At 72.0% G+C, this 18,513-nt stretch carries 15 protein-coding genes and 1 pseudogene; 14 read left to right on the forward strand and 2 right to left on the reverse strand.

What is annotated here, in order from left to right:
* Positions 1-176: 176 nt before the first annotated feature.
* From ACFSE6_RS02360 to ACFSE6_RS02395, 8 genes are all read left to right on the forward strand, one after another.
* Complete coding sequence (locus ACFSE6_RS02360) at positions 177-1,274, forward strand: BMP family lipoprotein (RefSeq protein ID WP_388002092.1); 1,098 nt, start codon at positions 177-179, stop codon at positions 1,272-1,274.
* Between the two features lie 125 nt (positions 1,275-1,399).
* Entirely contained in the window at positions 1,400-2,992 is a 1,593-nt protein-coding gene (locus ACFSE6_RS02365) for an ABC transporter ATP-binding protein (protein WP_388002093.1), read from the forward strand.
* Between the two features lie 7 nt (positions 2,993-2,999).
* A complete protein-coding gene (locus ACFSE6_RS02370) occupies positions 3,000-4,313 on the forward strand; it encodes an ABC transporter permease (RefSeq protein ID WP_388002094.1) in 1,314 nt (437 codons plus the stop codon).
* A complete protein-coding gene (locus ACFSE6_RS02375) occupies positions 4,310-5,584 on the forward strand; it encodes an ABC transporter permease (RefSeq protein ID WP_388002095.1) in 1,275 nt (424 codons plus the stop codon). Before ACFSE6_RS02370 ends, ACFSE6_RS02375 begins: the two co-directional genes overlap by 4 nt.
* A gap of 70 nt (positions 5,585-5,654) precedes the next feature.
* On the forward strand, positions 5,655-6,110 hold the full coding sequence (locus ACFSE6_RS02380; RefSeq protein WP_465254094.1) for a cytidine deaminase: 456 nt from the start codon (positions 5,655-5,657) through the stop codon (positions 6,108-6,110).
* Positions 6,110-7,399: a thymidine phosphorylase gene (locus tag ACFSE6_RS02385; protein ID WP_388002096.1), complete on the forward strand. Its 1,290-nt coding sequence runs from the start codon at positions 6,110-6,112 to the stop codon at positions 7,397-7,399. The genes ACFSE6_RS02380 and ACFSE6_RS02385 overlap by 1 nt, the downstream gene beginning before the upstream one ends.
* A 33-nt stretch (positions 7,400-7,432) precedes the next feature.
* A complete protein-coding gene (locus tag ACFSE6_RS02390) occupies positions 7,433-8,371 on the forward strand; it encodes a hypothetical protein (RefSeq protein ID WP_388002097.1) in 939 nt (312 codons plus the stop codon).
* 14 nt (positions 8,372-8,385) lie between these two features.
* The gene (locus ACFSE6_RS02395) at positions 8,386-8,649 is read left to right on the forward strand and encodes a hypothetical protein (RefSeq protein ID WP_388002098.1); all 264 of its coding nucleotides are present in this window, start codon (positions 8,386-8,388) and stop codon (positions 8,647-8,649) included.
* Positions 8,650-8,659: 10 nt separating this feature from the next.
* On the opposite strand, the gene ACFSE6_RS02400 is transcribed toward ACFSE6_RS02395, so the two are convergent.
* On the reverse strand, positions 8,660-10,387 hold the full coding sequence (locus ACFSE6_RS02400; RefSeq protein ID WP_388002099.1) for a phospho-sugar mutase: 1,728 nt from the start codon (positions 10,385-10,387) through the stop codon (positions 8,660-8,662).
* A 10-nt stretch (positions 10,388-10,397) separates the two neighbouring features.
* A complete protein-coding gene (locus ACFSE6_RS02405) occupies positions 10,398-11,264 on the reverse strand; it encodes a purine-nucleoside phosphorylase (protein WP_388002100.1) in 867 nt (288 codons plus the stop codon).
* A gap of 260 nt (positions 11,265-11,524) precedes the next feature.
* Here ACFSE6_RS02405 and ACFSE6_RS02410 point away from each other — a divergent pair.
* The 6 genes and pseudogenes from ACFSE6_RS02410 to dapE all read left to right on the forward strand — a co-directional run bounded on the left by ACFSE6_RS02410 (position 11,525) and on the right by dapE (position 18,484).
* Positions 11,525-12,471, forward strand: a pseudogene (locus tag ACFSE6_RS02410) (carbohydrate ABC transporter permease).
* Positions 12,468-13,391: a carbohydrate ABC transporter permease gene (locus ACFSE6_RS02415; RefSeq protein ID WP_388002101.1), complete on the forward strand. Its 924-nt coding sequence runs from the start codon at positions 12,468-12,470 to the stop codon at positions 13,389-13,391. Before ACFSE6_RS02410 ends, ACFSE6_RS02415 begins: the two are co-directional and overlap by 4 nt.
* Before the next feature lie 127 nt (positions 13,392-13,518).
* Positions 13,519-14,910, forward strand: a complete 1,392-nt coding sequence (locus ACFSE6_RS02420) for an ABC transporter substrate-binding protein (protein ID WP_388002102.1) — start codon at positions 13,519-13,521, stop codon at positions 14,908-14,910.
* The gene (locus ACFSE6_RS02425) at positions 14,907-15,707 is read left to right on the forward strand and encodes a glycerophosphodiester phosphodiesterase (protein ID WP_388002103.1); all 801 of its coding nucleotides are present in this window, start codon (positions 14,907-14,909) and stop codon (positions 15,705-15,707) included. The genes ACFSE6_RS02420 and ACFSE6_RS02425 overlap by 4 nt, the downstream gene beginning before the upstream one ends.
* A 50-nt stretch (positions 15,708-15,757) precedes the next feature.
* Complete coding sequence (locus ACFSE6_RS02430) at positions 15,758-17,281, forward strand: NAD(P)H-quinone dehydrogenase (RefSeq protein WP_388002104.1); 1,524 nt, start codon at positions 15,758-15,760, stop codon at positions 17,279-17,281.
* Between the two features lie 111 nt (positions 17,282-17,392).
* Complete coding sequence (gene dapE, locus ACFSE6_RS02435) at positions 17,393-18,484, forward strand: succinyl-diaminopimelate desuccinylase (RefSeq protein WP_388002105.1); 1,092 nt, start codon at positions 17,393-17,395, stop codon at positions 18,482-18,484.
* Positions 18,485-18,513 lie beyond the last annotated feature (29 nt).

Genomic DNA, 18,513 nt, shown 5'->3' on the forward strand with positions numbered 1-18,513 from the left:
CGAGGCGCGCACGTTTCTGCCCGGGAACAGTTCGGTAACGCTTCTCGTCGCCGCCTGTTCAGCGGCTCTTCACTCCGGCCGCGGAGCGGCATACTGTCCCTCTGTCATCCGTCCGCGAGATCCGGACGGGTGCGTGCGAGCCCACGGCCCTCGGCCATCGACCAATGGAGACATCCGTGAAGAAGAGCATTGTCGCGTCGGCGGTGACCGCCACCGCCGCCCTCGCACTCGCCGCCTGCGGCGCCGCCCCCGAGGACGAGGAGAACGGCGGGGGTGGCGGCGGTGAGGCCGGCGGCGCCGCGGACTTCACGGCGTGCCTGGTCTCCGACGCCGGCGGCTGGGACGACCGCTCCTTCAACCAGTCCGCGCACGAGGGCCTGACGGCCGCCGTCGACGAGCTCGGGATCAACGAGGAGACCGCTGAGTCGCAGTCGGAGTCCGAGTTCGGGCCGAACGTCGACTCCATGGTCCAGCAGGGCTGCAACCTCACCTTCGGTGTCGGCTACCTGCTCGAGGACGCGATCCAGACGGCGGCCGAGGAGAACCCGGACCGGCACTTCGCGCTCATCGACTCGGGGTTCACCGACGCCGACTTCAACCCGGTCGAGCTCGACAACGCCAAGCCCATCCTGTTCAACACGGCCGAGGCCGCCTTCCTGGCGGGCTACGTCGCCGCCGCGACCACCGAGTCCGGCACTGTCGCCACGTTCGGTGGGCAGCAGATCCCTTCGGTGGCGATCTTCATGGACGGCTTCGCCGACGGCGTCACGTACTACAACGACGAGAACGACGGTGACGTCCAGCTCCTCGGCTGGGACAAGGAGGCCCAGCAGGGCGCCTTCACCGGTGACTTCGAGAATCAGGCGAACGGTCAACAGCAGGCCGAGCAGTTCATCGCCCAGGGCGCGGACACCATCATGCCGGTCGCCGGGCCGGTCGGCCTCGGCGCCGCCGCGGCCGCCGCGGAGGCCGACGGCGTGCGCATCATCGGCGTCGACTCCGACTGGTACGAGTCCAGCGACTACGGCGACATCGTGCTCACCTCGGTGATGAAGCGGATCGGCCCCGCGGTGCAGGACACCATCGGCCAGGCCGTGGAGGACGGCTTCACCGCCGAGCCGTACGTCGGCACGCTCGAGAACGACGGCGTCGGCCTCGCCCCGTTCCACGACTTCGAGGACGAGGTGCCGCAGGAGGTCAAGGACACCGTCGACGAGCTGCGGGAGCAGATCATCTCCGGTGAGCTCGAGGTCGAGACCCCGAACGCCCCCTGACCTCGCGCGCTGCGGGCCCGACCCGCAGCGACGGCCCGGTCCAGCCCGGGACCGGGCCGTGCCGCGCTCGGGTACGTTGGCGCCCGAGTGGAGTCGGAGTCGCGTCGGAGACCGGAGACGACCACATGAAGCTGGAACTGCGGGGAATCACGAAGACCTTCGGATCCCTGGTCGCGAACGACCACATCGACCTCGTCGTCCACCCGGGCGAGATCCACGCCCTGCTCGGCGAGAACGGGGCCGGCAAGAGCACGCTGATGAACGTCCTCTACGGCCTGTACCAACCGGACGACGGCGAGATCCTGCTCGACGACGAACCGGTCGCCTTCCAGGGGCCGGGCGACGCGGTCGCCGCCGGCATCGGCATGGTGCACCAGCACTTCATGCTCGTCCCCGTCTTCACCGTGGCCGAGTCCCTCGCCCTGGGCTACGAGCCCACCGGGCGCGCGGGCATGCTCGATCTGGAGGAGGCGCGCCGCCGGGTCACCGAGATCTCCGACCGGTTCGGCTTCGACATCGACCCCGACGCCGTCGTCGAGGACCTGCCGGTCGGCGCTCAGCAACGCGTCGAGATCATCAAGGCCCTCTCGCGGGAGGCCCGGGTGCTCATCCTCGACGAGCCGACAGCGGTGCTCACCCCGCAGGAGACCGACGAGCTCATCCAGATCATGCGCGAGCTCAAGTCGGCCGGCACCTCGATCGTCTTCATCACCCACAAGCTGCGCGAGGTGCGCGCGATCGCCGACCGCGTCACGGTCATCCGCCGCGGCGCCGTGGTCGGGGAGGCCGGGCCGGAGACCTCCGAGGGCGAGTTCGCCTCCCTCATGGTCGGCCGCGAGGTCCAGCTCTCCGTCGACAAGGGCGCCCTCACGGACACGACCGACGCCGGAGCCGACGCCTTCGTCGTCACCGACCTGACCGTGCTCGACCCGGCCGGCACGGTCGTGGTCGATCATGTCGACCTCAGCGTGCGCCGTGGCGAGATCATGGCCGTGGCCGGGGTCCAGGGCAACGGGCAGACCGAACTGACCGAGACCATCCTCGGCCTGACCGAACCGGTCACCGGCTCCATCCGGCTCGACGGGCAGGAACTGATCGGCCGCACGGTCAAACAGCGGTTGCGCGCGGGGCTCGGCTTCGTCCCCGAGGACCGCAGCACCGACGGCGTCATCTCCTCGTTCTCGGTCGCCGAGAACCTCGTGCTCGACCAGTACGATCGGCCGCCGTTCGCCTCCGGCGTGGCCATGAGCCCGGCGGCCGTGCGCCGCAACGCCGACGAGCTCGTCGCGGAGTTCGACATCCGGCTCGGCTCGCCGGCGGACCCGATCTCCACCCTCTCCGGCGGCAACCAGCAGAAGGTCGTCATCGCCCGGGAGATGTCCCGTCCGCTGCGCGCCCTGGTGGCCTCCCAGCCCACCCGCGGCGTCGACGTCGGCTCCATCGAGTTCATGCACAAGCGACTCGTCGCCGAACGGGACAACGGCACCCCCGTGCTCATCGTCTCCACCGAGCTGGACGAGGTCTACGCCCTCGCCGACAGGGTCGCAGTGATGTACCGCGGCCGCGTCGTCGGCGTCGTCCCTGCGGACACCGACCGCGACGTGCTCGGCCTGATGATGGCCGGCGTGCCACTCGACGAAGCCCGCACCCAGGCGGCGACCCACCGGACCACGCTGGGTGAGGCCGACGCCGTCGCCGACCACCACGACATCCCGTGAGGCCGCAGTGAGCGATGAGACCCCCCGCCCGGCGACCGAGCCCGGCGACCCCGCAGACCGGCCCGAGGGGGCCACCGCCCGGACCGGCGGCACGCCGGCCGCGGGCCCGCAGGACGGACCGATCGAGACCCGCACCCGCGAGCTGCTGCGCGAGATCCTGTCCGGCTCCTGGCTCGTCTCGCTGCTGGCGATCGTCCTCGCCCTGCTCGCCGGCGCCGTCCTCATCGCCGTCGCCGACTCCGACGTCCAGGAGGCGGCCGGCTACTTCTTCGCCCGTCCCGCCGACACCCTCGAGGCCGTCTGGAACGCGGTGTACGCCGCCTACGAGGCACTGTTCCGCGGCGCCGTCTACGACTTCCGCGCGGACAGCCCCACCCGGGCGATCCGGCCGGTCACCGAGACGCTGACCTTCGCGACCCCGTTGATCCTCGCCGGGCTCGGCCTCGCTGTCGCCTTCCGTGCCGGGCTGCTCAACATCGGTGGCCAAGGCCAGATCATCCTCGGTGCCGTCTTCGGCGCGTTCATCGGGTTCAGTGCCGACCTGCCGGTGGTGCTGCACGTGACACTCGCGGCGCTCGGGGCCGCCCTCGGCGGCGCCATCTGGGCGGGCATCGCCGGTGTCCTCAAGGCCAAGACCGGGGCCAACGAGGTCATCGTCACGATCATGCTCAACAACATCGGGCTCTACCTCGTCGCCTACCTGCTGACCACGCAGGCCTTCCGGGTACCGGGCTCACCCAACCCGATCTCGCCGCAGATCCCCACCGAGACCGCCGCGTACCCGCTCCTGCTCGAGGCGCCGTTCCGGCTGCACGCCGGGTTCCTGCTGGCCATCCTCGCCACCGGTGCGGTGTGGTGGCTGCTCGACCGGTCCACCACCGGGTTCGAGATCCGTGCCGCCGGTGCGAATCCGCACGCGGCCCGCACCGCCGGCATCTCGGTGGACCGCGTCGTCATCCTCACCATGGTGGTCTCCGGCGCTCTGTGCGGCCTCGCCGGTTCGGCCCAGGTTCTCGGCACCGAGCACGTGCTCACCGGCGGCGTCGCAGCGAGCTACGGCTTCGACGCCATCACCGTCGCCCTGCTCGGCCGGTCGAAGCCCGTCGGCACCTTCCTCGCCGGCGTCCTGTTCGGTGCCTTGCGCGCAGGAGGAGTGCTCATGCAGTCGGAGACCTCGATCGACATCATCCTCGTCGTTCAGTCGATCATCGTCCTGCTCATCGCCGCCCCGCCGCTCGTCCGGTCCGTCTTCCGTTTGCCCAGCCCGGACGCGCGCCCTCGCCGCCGAGCGGGCGCCGCGACCACGGAGGTGACGGCGTGAGCGCCGCCGTGGCCACCGGGCCCCGCGCCGAGGAGCGGGCCCTGGCGCCGGTCTCCTGGCGCTGGCCGATCATCTATGCCGTCTTCACCCTCGTCGCGCTCGCGTTCCTGCGCGTCGGCGACGGAGCGACGACGTTCCGCATCTCCCGCGCCGGAGACTTCTTCGAGATCCCCGACGTCTCGCTGCCCGCACTGGCGACCAACCTCGTACTGCTGGCCGTCATGGCTGCCGCCACGGCCGTCGCCGTGCGCCGCGCGCTGCGCCGGGCGCCGATCGGCTGGTGGGTCCCCGCCGCTTTCGGCATCGCGTTCGTCCTCGCGTTCCTGACCTGGGTGGGAGCCGGCCGCACCACACTCATCCCGTTGACCACCCTCCTGGCCGGCGCGCTCGCCCTGTCCGTGCCACTGGTGTTCGGGGCGATGTCCGGCGTCATCTGCGAGCGTTCGGGCGTCATCAACATCGCCATCGAGGGGCAGCTCTTGGCGGGGGCCTTCCTCGCCGCCGTCGTCGGATCCCTGACGGCGAGCGCCTACCTGGGGATGGCGGCGGCGCCGATCGCCGGGGCGCTCGTCGGCGGCCTGCTGGCGTTCTTCGCCGTGCGCTACTGGGTCGATCAGATCATCGTGGGCGTTGTCCTCAACGTGCTCGTGGTGGGTCTGACGAGCTTCCTCTTCTCCACCGTGCTCACGGAGAACTCGGCGGTCCTCAACGCGCGCCAGTCCATGCCGGACATCCCGATCCCCGGCCTGGCGTACATCCCCGTCATCGGCCCGGTCCTGTTCCGGCAGTCCCTGCTGGTCTACCTGATGTACGCGGCCGTCATCGCGGCCCACATCCTCCTCTTCCGCAGCCGCTGGGGCCTGCGTACCCGCGCCGTCGGGGAGCACCCGAAGGCCGCGGACACGGTCGGCATCAAGGTCGAGCGGACCCGGGTGGTCAACACCGTCATCGGTGGCGCCGTCGCAGGTCTCGGCGGAGCGTTCTTCACCGTGGGCTCGGGTCTGGCCTTCGGCCGCGAGATGTCGGCCGGACAGGGGTACATCGCGCTCGCGGCGATGATCCTGGGCCGGTGGAGCCCGAAGGGCGCGGTCGCCGCGGCGCTGATGTTCGGCTTCGCCCGCAGCCTGGTCAACATGCTCTCCGGTGCCGGGGCGGGCATCTCCTCGGACCTGCTGCTGATGCTGCCCTACGCCGTCACCATCCTCGCCGTCGCCGGTTTCGTGGGCCGGGTGCGCCCGCCGGCCGCCGAGAACGTGCCGTACGTCAAGTGATCGGGGTCCTGGCCGGTGCCCGGTCCGGGCGGTTGACGTCCACCACCGTGGGATGCGGCAAGGTGGGGGTATGTCCGCCGAACCGATGACCGACCCCGCTGTCTGGACGGATCTGCATGACCTCGCGGTCGAGGCGATGCGGACCGCGTACGCGCCCTACTCCGGCTACCAGGTCGGCGCGGCCGCCCTCGTCACCGACGGACGCACCGTCTCTGGCTGCAACGTCGAGAACGCCGCCTACGGCGTGACGCTCTGCGCGGAGTGCGGCCTCGTCTCCGAGCTGGTCCGCAGCGGTGGCGGCCGGCTCGTGGCCTTCCTGTGCGTGGACGGTGCGGGCGAGTTGACCAGCCCATGCGGGCGCTGCCGCCAGCTCCTGTTCGAACATGGCGGGCCCGACCTCGAGGTCAAGCTGCCCGGTGGTGTGCGGCGGATGTCGGACGTGCTGCCGGAGGCGTTCGGGCCGGACCGGCTGGACGGCCCGGAGCGAGCGGACGGACTGCAGGAGCCGGAGAAGGAGGTGCCGTGATGCGCGAGCCGCACGACGCGGTGGACGTGATCCGCGCGAAGCGGGACGGCCGGCGGCTGACGCCGGAGATGATCGCGTGGGTCGTCGACGCCTACACCCGCGGCGTCGTCGCCGAGGAGCAGATGAGTGCGCTGGCCATGGCGATCGTGCTGAACGGAATGGACCGCGAGGAGATCGCGCAGTGGACGACGGCGATGATCGACTCCGGCGAGCGCATGGACTTCTCGTCGCTGTCCCGGCCGACCGTGGACAAACACTCCACCGGCGGCGTCGGCGACAAGATCACCCTGCCCCTGGCGCCGCTGGTCGCGTCGTTCGACGTCGCGGTGCCTCAGCTGTCCGGCCGCGGCCTCGGCCACACCGGCGGCACCCTCGACAAGCTCGAGGCGATCCCCGGCTGGCGTGCGGCCCTGAGCAACGCCGAGATGCTCGCCCAGCTCGAGGACGTCGGCGCCGTCATCTGTGCGGCCGGTTCCGGCCTGGCGCCGGCCGATCGCAAGCTCTACGCACTGCGGGACACCACCGGCACCGTCGAATCCATCCCGCTGCTCGCCTCCTCGATCATGTCGAAGAAGATCGCGGAGGGGACCGGGGCGCTCGTCCTCGACGTCAAGGTGGGCTCCGGTGCCTTCATGAAAGAACTGGACGGAGCCCGCGAGCTTGCCTCCACCATGGTCGCTCTCGGCACGGACGCCGGCGTGCGGACGACGGCGCTGATCACGAACATGTCGGTGCCGCTCGGCCGCACGGTCGGCAACGCGCTCGAGGTCCGGGAGTCCCTCGAGGTCCTCGCCGGTGGCGGACCGGACGACGTCGTCGACCTCACCCTCGCGCTGGCCCGCGAGATGCTGTCCGCCGCCGGACGTGAGGACGTCGACCCGGCCGATGCGCTCGCCGACGGCCGCGCCATGGACAGCTGGCGCCGCATGATCGAGGCCCAGGGCGGCGACCCCGCCGCGCCACTGCCGGTCGCCGAGCACACCGAGGCCCTCACCGCCGAGATGGACGGCGTGATCACCGAGATGGACGCCTACGCCGTCGGGATCGCGGCCTGGCGGCTGGGCGCCGGGCGCGCCCGCAAGGAGGACCCGGTCCAGGCCGTCGCCGGCATCGAGATCCACGCCCGGCCCGGCGAGCGGGTCCGGGCCGGTGACCCCCTGCTCACCCTGCACACCGCCACCCCGGAGCGGTTCGACCGCGCCAGGCAGGCGCTGGACGGAGCTGTTCGCCTCGACTCGGACGGTGCCGCCGCGCCGGCGTCCGCCGTCGTCCTCGAGCGGGTCGGGTAGCACCACGACCCACCGCTCCGGCACCCTGTCGGAATGGATCTGCTGCGTCGCCTCTCCGTCGGGGCGCTCCTCGCGCCGCTCGCCCGCCCGGTGACCGGCGCCGGTCCGACGGCGGAGTCCTCCGCCGGAGGGTCCGGACCGGTTGCCGCAGCCATGGGCCGCCACCGGGGCAGGCTTCGCCGTCATCCGGCGACGACCGTGCCGCCGCAGCCCGTGGTGCTCGGCGGCGCACGGGTGGTGCAGGTCGACGGCGCGTCCTGCGGCTCGACGGTGCTGCTCATGCTCGCGGCCACCGGCGACCCGGTGCTCGCCCGATGGCTGGAGACCGGCGAGCTGCCTGCGGGCCTCCTGCCGCACCGGATGCCGCCGGAGATCCCCCGCGAGGACGGCACCGGCCTCGCCGTGGCGCCAGGCCTGCGGACCGCCGTGGACCGGCTCGCCGCCGCACAACGCCATGTGCACCGCCGCACCAGCGCCCGGGCCCTGTGCCTGCTGCCCTGGCCGGCCGCGCTGGGGACGCCGCCGTGGACCGCCGCGCGCGAGGCGCGGTTCCCGGGTGTGCGGTACCACCATCTACCGATCGACGACACCGCGCCCGCCGCCGCCTCCCTGCTGGCGGCCGTGCATACGGCCACGCTGGCCGGCACACCGGTGCCGCTGTACACCGGCGGCGACCTCGCCCACGGGCTCACCAGCGCGCCCCCACGGCACGTCGTCCTCGCCGTCCCGCCACCCGACGGGGCACCCCACCGTGGGCACGACACCTCCGGCAACCCGGTGCTGCACCTGTTCGAGCCCTCGGGCGGTCGGGTCCACCAGGTGCCGGTCGCCGACCTTCTGGGCCGCAGGGATCCCCATCCGGCGCTCGGTGGCTGGCCGCACGTGTGCTGGGTGCTGCTGCCCCGCACCGGCGCCGGGTCGCCGTCGGTTGCGCCTGCCACGGGCGGACGGCACGCTGGACAGGTGCCGTGAGGGAAGGAGGAGCCGTGAGCGAACCAGCCGCACAGCCGGAACCCACTGCCATCGAGCTCGATCCCGAGGTCGTGGGGGAGGAGCACCACGCAGACGGCGCCCCCGTCCCCGAGGAGTACGAGCCCGAGCCTGAGGTCATCTCGGCGACCCGTGAGGCCGATGCCGCGGACGTCGCCGAGCAGCTCGACGAGGTTCCCGACCTCGCCGACGACGATCTCGACGAGGACGAGGACGAGGACGAGGACGAGGACGAGGAGACGGACTACCCGGCCCCCTGACGGTCCGCCGTCAGGGCTGGGGCATGTCGAGCATGTCCTCTACCGCGGCGCGCAACGACGTCATGCGCACGGCGGCCCGGTGCCGGGCCACGTGGACGTCCGGTTCGGGCCGCTCGACGACCTCGAGGTAGCACTTGAGCTTCGGCTCGGTGCCCGACGGGCGCACCACGACGCGGTCGCCGGCCTCCGTGAGCAGGATCAGCGCATCGGTCGGCGGCAGGTCCCCCCCGCCGGACAGATCGGTCGTTGCGACCACCGCGGTCCCGGCCAGGGCGGCGGGGGGTTCCTGTCGCAGGCGGGTCATCGCCGCGGTGATCAGGCCGAGGTCCCGCACCCGCACGGAGACCTGGGACGTCGCGTGCACCCCGTGCCGCTCGGCGAGCTCGTCGAGCGCGCCGAGCAGATCCTGCCCGCGGTCACGCAGCTGCGCCGTCAGATAAGCCAGCCGCAGCGCCGCGGAGATGCCGTCCTTGTCCCGCACCGCCTCCGGGTCGACGCAGTAGCCGATCGCCTCCTCGTAGCCGAACGCCAGGTCCTCGACCCGGGCGATCCACTTGAACCCGGTGAGAGTGGTGCGGTGCCGCACACCGTGCGCATGGGCGATCCGTTCCAGCATCCGTGAGGAGACCACCGACGAGGCGAGCACCGTCCCGCTGCCGAACTGCTCCCCGTAGGCGGCCGTGGCAGCGGCCTGATCCCCGAGCAGGACGCCGATCTCATCGCCGGTGAGCTGACGCCACCCGCCGTCGGCCGTCGTGTCGGGCACGGCGACCGAGCAGCGGTCCGCATCCGGGTCGTTCGCCAGCACCAGGTCGGCCCGGACGGCGCGGGCGCGGGCCAGAGCGAGGTCGAGTGCGCCGTCTTCCTCGGGGTTGGGGAACGCCACGGTGGGGAAGTCCGGGTCCGGCTCGGCCTGCTCCGCCACCGCGTGGAGGTCGGTGAACCCGGCCCGGCTCAGCGCCTCGTGCAGCGTTGTCCCGCCGACGCCGTGCAGCGCGGTCGTCACAATCCGGATCGAGCGGGTGTGCCGCGTCGGGACGAGGGAGACCAACCGCTGCAGGTAGGCCTCGCGGACCTCCGGGCCGAGTATCTCCCACCCCTCGGCCGTCGGCACCTGCGTGGCCGGGGGAGCCGCGGCGATGCGCGCGGCGATCTCGCCGTCCTGCGGCGCGACGATCTGCACGCCCCGCGCCGGGCCGGTCGCGACGCGGCCGCCCAGGTAAACCTTGTACCCGTTGTCCTGCGGCGGGTTGTGCGAGGCCGTGACCATCACCCCGGCGTCGGCGTCGAGGTGCCGCAACGCGAACGCGAGCAGCGGCGTCGGGCCGTGCTCCGGCAGCAGCAGCGCCCGGCCGCCCGCGGCGGTGACGACCGCCGCCGTGTCCCGCGCGAAGTCGGCAGACCCGTGCCGGGCGTCGTACCCGATGACGACGGTGAACGGGCTGCCGCCCGGGTCAGCCCTGCCGACGATCTCGGCGAGATAGGCGGCGAGCCCGGCCGCGGCGCGGCGCACCACGGCCCGGTTCATCCGGTGCGGTCCCGCGCCCACGGCGCCGCGCAGCCCGGCCGTGCCGAACTCGAGCGGACCGGCGAACCGGTCCTCCAGCTCGGCGCGGGCGGCGGCCGCATTCTCATCGTCGCCCTCGCTGCGCTCGAGCAGCCGGCGCAGCTGAGCCCGGGTGGCCTCGTCCGGGTCGTTCTCGATCCAGGCGTTGACCTCGGCCTCGGTCACGGACATGGAGTCCTCCTCACAGGCGGCCGACGATGTCGGCGAGCAGGCGGGAGATCCGTGGTCCGGCCTCGGCTCCGGCCGCCAGGACCTCCTCGTGGGACAGGGGCACCGGGGAGATGCCGGCCGCCGGATTGGTGACCAGCGAGATGCCGAGCACCTCGAGACCGGCCTGGCGGGCTGCGATCGCCTCCAGCGCCGTCGACATGCCGACCAGGTGGCCGCCGATCCGCTTGGCCATCTGCACCTCGGCCGGCGTCTCGTAGTGCGGGCCGGTGAACTGGCAGTAGACGCCCTCGGCGAGGGTCGGATCCACCGTGCGGGCCAGAGCGCGCAGCCGCGTCGAGTACAGGTCGGTGAGGTCGACGAACGTCGCGCCCTCGAGCGGCGAGGCGCCGGTGAGGTTGATGTGATCGCTGATGAGCACGGGTGTGCCGGCGACCCACTCGGGCTCGAGGCCGCCGCAGCCGTTCGTCAGCACGAGCGTCGACGCGCCGGCCGCGGCCGCGACCCGTGCTCCGTGCGCCACCCGCCGCACGCCCTTGCCCTCGTAGTAGTGGGTGCGGGCGCCGAGCACCAGCGCGTGCCGTGCGGCGCCGTCGGAGCCGGTGTAACGCACGGAGCGGATCGTCCCGCCGTGACCGACCACGGCCGGCGCGCTGAACCCGGGCAACTCGGTGGCGGGGACCTCCGCCGCCTGCTCGCCCAGCAGGTCGGCCGCCCCGCCCCAGCCGGAGCCGAGCACGAGGGCGACGTCGTGCCGATCCACACCCGTCCGGGCGGCGAGGACGTCCGCCGCCGCCCGGGCGACGTCGAACGGGTCGGTCGTGGGGTCGTCGAGGTCGGGCACGTCCGGCTGGGGAACGCCCGTGGTGGCGCGGGTCATGGCCTCGACGTTATCGCGCCTCGGGCGCCGGCTTCGCGTCTCCGCGGGACTGGGCGGTCGCCCTCGGAGGGCCGCGCCGTTCATCCACCGGCCACCGCGCGGTCACGTCGGTGGCGGGATCGCGAACTTCTGGCGAAGGGCTTGTGACCTGCGCCGATTCTCGGCGGGTTCCGCTGTTTCGCACCCCTAATCTCGTCTCGGATCCCCCGGCCCGCACGTCGCGAGGCCCGCTCCACCAGATCGGAACCCACCTGACGTTCATGACGATTGCCACCCGCCCCGACGCGGCGCCCACCGGAGTCCCCGACCGCTCCCGCAGCGCTGCCCGGCGGCGCAAACAGCTCAGGAACCTCGGCGTCTTCCTGCTTCTGGCCGGCCCGAACGTCGCCCTGCTGCTGATCTTCGTCTACCGCCCGCTGCTGCTGAGCTTCTACTACTCGACGCTGCAGTGGAACCTCGGCTCCTCGGTCGCCCGTTTCGTCGGCCTCGGCAACTACGTCCAGTGGTTCTCCGACCCGCAGACCCCCATGGTCCTCGCCACCACGGCCGTCTTCGGGATCGCGTCGGTCGGCGGCTCGCTCGTTCTCGGGCTCGCGCTGGCACTGGCACTCAACCGCCGCCTCTTCGGCCGGGGACTGGTCCGGACCGTCTCCTTCGCGCCGTACGCCTCTCGGGCATCGCCGTCGGCATGCTGTGGCTGTACATCTTCGATCCCCGATACGGCCTGCTGGCTACCGTGCTGGGCTGGCTCGGGCTCGACTCGCCGCAGTGGTACACCGCCTCCCCGTGGGCGCTGGTGATGATCATCATCGTCTACCTGTGGAAGCACGTCGGCTACGTGGCGCTCATCTACCTCGCCGGACTGCAGTCGATCCCGCAGGACCTCAAGGACGCGGCCGCGCTCGACGGTGCGACGTGGTGGCGCACCTTCCGCTCGATCGTGCTGCCGCTGCTCGGTCCGGTGACGTTCTTCCTGCTCATCACCACGATGCTCAGCGCGCTGCAGTCCTTCGATCTCATCCGCGCCATGACCGACGGCGGACCGCTCGGGTCCACGACGACGTTGATGTACCAGATCTACCTCGAGGGCTTCCAGACCGGCCGCGCCGGGTACGCCTCGGCCAGCGCCACCATCCTCTTCCTCATCCTCCTGGCGATCACCGCCGTGCAACTGAAGTACATGGAGAAGCGGGTGCACTACTCGTGACCGTCACGACCAAGACCGTCCCGCCCGCGGGCGCCGACCCGGCACCTGCCGATCCGCCCGCCCCGGCCGCGTCACCGCGCCGGCGTCGCCGCCGCCCTGGCGCGATCGCGCTCGACGCCGGCCTCTACGTCGGGCTGCTGCTGGCCGTGCTGGTCATGTCCGTGCCGCTGATCTGGATGGTCCTCGCCGGTTTCAAGACCAACGCCGAACTCGTCAGCCTTCCCTTGCAATGGCTGCCCGAGCAGTTCATGCCGGACAACTACCAGCGGGTGGCCGAGGCGATCCCGATCGGGCGGATGTTCCTCAACAGCCTCGGCATCACGATCGTCGGCGCCGGCCTCAAGGTGTTCCTCGGGCTGTGCTGCGCCTATGCCGTCGTCTTCGTGGACGTGCCCTTCCGGAACGCGGTCTTCGTCCTCGTCATCTTCGCCCTGCTCATTCCGGGCCAGATCACGATCATCCCGAACTACACACTCATCGCCTCACTCGACTGGCTCAACAGTTATCAGGGCATCATCCTGCCCGGCCTGGCCAGCGCCTTCGGGACGTTCCTGTTCCGCCAGCACTTCCGCTCGCTGCCGATCTCGGTGCTCGAGGCCGCCGAGCTCGACGGCGCCGGGCACTGGCGCCGCCTGTGGCGGTTCGTCGTGCCGATGTCGGCGCCCACCATCGCCGCCGTCAGCCTCGTCTCCCTGGTGACCGACTGGAACGAGTACCTGTGGCCGATGCTCGTCACCGACAACGCACGGGTGATGACCCTGCCGGTCGGACTGACCCTGCTGCAGGACATCGACGGGATGCAGAACTGGGGCGTCCTCATGGCGGCCACCGTCGTCGTGACGGTGCCGATGCTCGTCTTCTTCCTGATCCTGCAGCGCCGGCTCGTCGCCGGGCTGACCGCCGGGGCGGTGACCGGGTGAGCGTACCGGCGCCGACCGGCGCGCCCGCCGTCCCCACCCTGACTCCCGTCCCGGGCCGCGACGATGGCGCGGCCCGCGCCGATCGAGAGAACCGTCCGTCCGACCCGACCTTTGAGGAGCCCTGCCGATGAGACCCTCCACCTCCCGACTCGTCCTGCCCCGCGGCGTGCGCCGACCCAGCCGCCGCGACGTCCTGGCCCTCGGCGGCCTGGGCCTCGGTGCCGGTCTGCTCGCCGCGTGCGGCGGCCCGTCCGTGGCCAGCGGCGAAGACTCCGACGACGGTGAGGCCGGCGGCACCGACTGGTCGGGTGTCGAGCCGGCCGAGGAGCTCGTGTTCTGGTCGAACCACCCGGGCAACACCAAGGAGCTCGAGGAGGAGTACATCGCGGCGTTCACCGAGGAGACCGGGATCGACGTGCGGCTGGTGACCGCCGGCGCGAACTACGACGAGGTGGCCCAGCGCTTCCAGGCGGCGGCCGGCACCTCCGATATCCCGGACCTGGTCATCGCCTCGGACGTGTGGTGGTTCCGCTACATGGTCAACGGCCAGATCATCCCGGTCGACGACCTCTTCGCCCACCTCGAGGTCGACACCGACGACTACGTCGAGACCCTGTACAGCGACTATGTGTACGAGGACCAGCACTTCGCCGCGCCGTACGCCCGCTCGACGCCGCTGTTCTACTACAACAAGGACCTCTGGTCGCAGGCCGGCCTGCCCGACCGCGGTCCGCAGACGTGGGAAGAGCTCCAGGATTGGGCCGGTGCGTTGCGCGAGGTGGTGCCCGGTGACGGCGCCCCGCTCGGCAACGGCATCGGACCGTCGTGGTCGGCGTGGTGGTTCTCCAACATCATCTGGGCCCACGGCGGTGCCATGAGCGAGGAGTGGGAGATCACCCTCGACACCCCCGAGGCGCTCGCGGCGGGCAACTTCGTGCGGGACATGTACAACGGTCCCGACGCCTTCGCCGGGTTCGGATCCGACACCAACCAGGACTTCGCCGGCGGGCTGTACGCCTCGCTCATCGCCTCGACCGGGTCGCTGACCGGACTGCTCGACGCGGCGGACTTCGAACTCGGTACCGCCTACCTGCCCGACGGGCCGGCCGCCGGGCCGAACGTGCCCACCGGCGGTACCGGCGTCGCCATCTCGGCCGACCGCGAGCCCGAGCAGCAGCTCGCGGCGGGCATGTTCCTCAAGTTCCTCACCGACACCGAGAACACCGCCCTGTTCTCCCAGACCACCGGGTACATGCCGGTGCGTACCTCGGCGATCGAGGGCGAGACCATGGGGGCCCTGTACGAGGAGACCCCGCAGTTCCGAACCTCGGTGGACCAGCTCCAGGAGAAGACCCGCGTGCAGGACTACGTCCGCGTCTTCACCCCGGGTGGCGACCAGATCATCACCGACGGGCTCGAGCAGATCGTGCTGAACGGCGCGGACGCCGAGGATGTGTTCCCGAACGTCACGAACGAGCTGCAGCGCGCGTACGAGGAGAACGTGGAGCCGTACCTGTGACCGGCGCCTGGCAAGACCCGGGCAGCCTCCCGCTCATCATTGCGCACCGGGGCGCGTCCGAGCTCGCGCCGGAGAACACCGTCCCCGCCTTCGTCGGCGCCGCTCGCGCCGGTGCGGACATGCTCGAGATCGACGTGCAGATGACCTCCGACGGCGCAGCTGTCGTCATCCACGACGACACCGTCGACCGCACCACCGACGGCGCAGGGCGGGTGGCGGACCTCGCCTCGGACGAGCTCCGCCACCTCGACGCCGGAGCGTGGTTCGACCCCGCCTACGCGGGGACGCCGCTGCCGCGGCTGGCGGACGTCCTCGCGCTGCTGACCCGCTACCGCGATCTCGAGCTCCTCCTCGAGGTCAAGGGCACCTGGCCGGCCGATCCGTTGCGGGCGATGCTCGGCGCGCTGACCGAAGCCGGCCTCGGCGAGCGGGTCCTCGTGCAGAGCTTCACCCCGCAGACCGTAGCCACCGCCCGCGAGGTGGCGCCGCACCTGCGCCGCGGTCTGCTCATCGGCCGCGAGGAACCCGGCCTGCTCGACCTGTGCGCCGAGCTCGACGTCGTCACCTGCAACCCGCGTGGCGACGTCCTCCTTGAGCAGCCGGATCTGCTGCCCACGCTGCACGGCCACGGGCTGCGGTCGATGGTCTGGACCCTCAACGAGCCGAACCACTGGGCGGCGGCCCTCGCCGCCGGAGCCGACGGGATCATCACCGACCGGCCGGACCGGCTGCGCGGCTGGCTGGAGGGGCAGTCGTCGACGGCGCCGCTCCGGGACGGTGCGGCGGCGCCGGCCTGAGCCGGGGCCGACCGCGATGCGGGCGGCGGCAGACGGGGATCTTCGGCACAATGCGTCCAGTGAGTAGCGAGCCGACCACGCCACCGCCGCCCGCGACCGACCCTCGGCCCGTGGCCTCCGACGAGGTGCGGGCGGAACACTCCGCGCACGCCTCGCCGGTGCGGGTCGGTTCTCGCGTCGTCATCATCGGCGGAGGGCCGGGGGGTTACGAGGCCGCGCTGGTCGCCCGCCAACTCGGCGCCGAGGTCCACGTGGTCGAACGGCAGGGGATGGGCGGCTCGGCCGTCCTGACCGACGTCGTCCCCTCCAAGACGCTCATCGCCACCGCCGAGTGGCTCACGGTGACCGAGCAGGCGCCCGAGCTCGGCATCGAGTCCGCCGGCGCGGACGGCGAAGCGGGCGCCCTGCACGCGGACATGGCGGTCGTCGACAAACGCGTCGTCGAGCTCGCCCGCTCCCAGTCCGCGGACATCCGCACCAGGCTCGAGCGCGAAGGCATCGCGATCACCGCGGGCACCGGTCGGCTCGACCCTGAGCTCTCGGCGGCCGGTACCCGTCTGGTGCACGTGACCACCGCCAGCGGCGGAGAGAGCGCGATCGAGGCGGACATCATCCTCATCGCCACCGGTGCCACCCCGAGGATCCTGCCGACGGCGCAGCCGGACGGCGAGCGGATCCTCACCTGGGCCCAGATGTACAACCTCACGGACATTCCCGAGCACCTGGTCGTGGTCGGCTCCGGCGTCACCGGTGCGGAGTTCGCCGGTGCGTACAACGCGCTCGGTGCGGAGGTCACCCTGGTCTCCTCCCGGGACCGGGTGCTGCCGGGGGAGGACGAGGACGCCGCCGAGCTCATCGAGGGGGTCTTCCGGCGTCGCGGCATGACGGTGCTCTCCCGTTCCCGGGCCGCGGCCGTGCGGCGTGCCGGGGACGGCGTCGAGGTCGAGCTGACCGACGGAAGGGTCGTCGAGGGATCGCACTGCCTGGTCGCCGTCGGCGGCGTTCCGTCGACCGCGGACATGGGCTTGGAGGAGGCCGGCGTCTCGCTGACCGATGCCGGCCACGTCGTCGTCGACCGGGTCTCGAGGACCTCGGGGTACCGGATCTACGCGGCCGGCGACTGCACCGGGGTCCTGCCGCTCGCGTCCGTGGCGGCGATGCAGGGCCGGATCGCCATGTGGCACGCACTCGGCGACGCCGTCGCCCCGCTCGACCTCTCAGTCGTGGCGGCGAACATCTTCACCGCTCCGGAGATCGCCACCATCGGGGTCAGTCAGCGCCAGATCGCCGCCGGTGAGGTCGACGGCGCCGTCACTCACCTACCGATCGCCCGAAACGCGCGCGCCAAGATGCTCGGCATCACCGAGGGGTTCGTCAAGCTCTTCTCCGACCGCGCCACCGGCGTGGTGATCGGCGGCGTCATCGTCGCCCCGCGGGCCAGCGAGCTCATCTACCCGATCACCATCGCCGTGGCGCAGCGACTCACGGTGGACCAGGTGGCCAACGTCTTCACGATCTACCCGTCGCTGACCGGTTCGATCTCCGAGGCGGCCCGGGTCCTGCACCACGCGTGACCACTCATCCGCCGAGATCGTCGTCTCGGTCGTGGGACGCACCCGAGATGACGATCTCGGCGTGAGGGGACACGCGTCCGTGAGCTGACCCGGCGAGTTAGAGTCGAGGCCGTGCCTCCCGCGCTGCCCGACCTGACCGGTGACGTCGTCGACCTCACCGCCGCGATCTGCGACATCCCTTCCGTCTCCGACGACGAACGCGCCCTGGCGGACGCCGTGGAGGCCTCTCTACGGCCGGTCGGCCACCTCGAGGTGCTGCGCGACGGCGACGCGCTCGTCGCCCGCACGGACCTCGGCCGGCCGCGGCGGGTGATCATCGCCGGCCACATCGACACCGTGCCGGTCGCCGGCAACCTGCCGACCTGGCGGGCGAGTGCCGAGGACGGCACGGACGAACTGTGGGGACGAGGGACCGTCGACATGAAGGGCGGGGTCGCCGTCGCGCTGCACCTGGCCGCCCGGCTTGCCGCACCCCGGTGGGACGTCACCTGGGTCTTCTACGACCATGAAGAGGTCGCCGCCGAGGCCAACGGGCTCGGCAGGTTGGCGCGCCACCACCCGGATTGGCTCGCCGGCGACCTCGCCCTGCTCGGCGAGCCCACCGGCGGCGGCATCGAGGGCGGGTGCAACGGAACGTTGCGCGCGGACGTCGTCGCGACCGGTCGCACCGCCCACTCGGCCCGGGCCTGGCGCGGCGTCAACGCGGTGCACGCGGCCGGGGAGATCCTCGACAGGCTGCGCAGCTACCGGCCACGCGAGGTCGAGGTGGACGGGCTGAGCTACCGGGAGGGCATGAACGCGGTCCGCATCACAGGCGGGATCGCCTCGAACATGATCCCGGACCGCTGCGTCGTCACCGTCAACTACCGTTTCGCGCCCTCGCTCAGCCCGTCCGACGCCGAGGCGCACGTGCGCGAGCTGTTCGACGGGTTCGAGGTCGAGGTCACCGACCTCGCCGGCGGGGCGCGCCCCGGCCTGGAGGACCCGCTCGCCGCGGAGTTCGTCGCGGCCGTGACCGCCGAGACCGGCGCCGAGCCCGTGGCGAAGCAGGGCTGGACCGACGTGGCCCGCTTCGCCGAGCTCGGCGTGCCGGCCGTCAACTTCGGCCCGGGCGACCCGTTGCTCGCCCACGCCGACGACGAGCGCTGCCCGGTGCGCCAGATCCGCAGTTGCGCCGCCGCGCTGGAGGCGTGGCTGACCTGAGTCGGTGGCAGGCCGCGCCGGTCGGCGGA

Origin of the sequence: Georgenia deserti (assembly GCF_042680605.1) — a bacterium.
In the GTDB taxonomy this organism is placed as follows: domain Bacteria; phylum Actinomycetota; class Actinomycetes; order Actinomycetales; family Actinomycetaceae; genus Allobogoriella; species Allobogoriella deserti.

What these genes read in the sequence shown, in the direction of transcription:
- ACFSE6_RS02365 (WP_388002093.1), top strand. Translation starts at nt 1,400, where the DNA reads ATGAAGCTGGAACTGCGGGGAATCACGAAGACCTTCGGATCCCTGGTC.
- ACFSE6_RS02380 (WP_465254094.1), top strand. Translation starts at nt 5,655, where the DNA reads ATGTCCGCCGAACCGATGACCGACCCCGCTGTCTGGACGGATCTGCAT.
- ACFSE6_RS02385 (WP_388002096.1), top strand. Translation starts at nt 6,110, where the DNA reads ATGCGCGAGCCGCACGACGCGGTGGACGTGATCCGCGCGAAGCGGGAC.
- ACFSE6_RS02390 (WP_388002097.1), top strand. Translation starts at nt 7,433, where the DNA reads ATGGATCTGCTGCGTCGCCTCTCCGTCGGGGCGCTCCTCGCGCCGCTC.
- ACFSE6_RS02400 (WP_388002099.1), bottom strand. Translation starts at nt 10,387, where the DNA reads ATGTCCGTGACCGAGGCCGAGGTCAACGCCTGGATCGAGAACGACCCG.
- ACFSE6_RS02405 (WP_388002100.1), bottom strand. Translation starts at nt 11,264, where the DNA reads ATGACCCGCGCCACCACGGGCGTTCCCCAGCCGGACGTGCCCGACCTC.
- ACFSE6_RS02420 (WP_388002102.1), top strand. Translation starts at nt 13,519, where the DNA reads ATGAGACCCTCCACCTCCCGACTCGTCCTGCCCCGCGGCGTGCGCCGA.
- ACFSE6_RS02430 (WP_388002104.1), top strand. Translation starts at nt 15,758, where the DNA reads ATGCGTCCAGTGAGTAGCGAGCCGACCACGCCACCGCCGCCCGCGACC.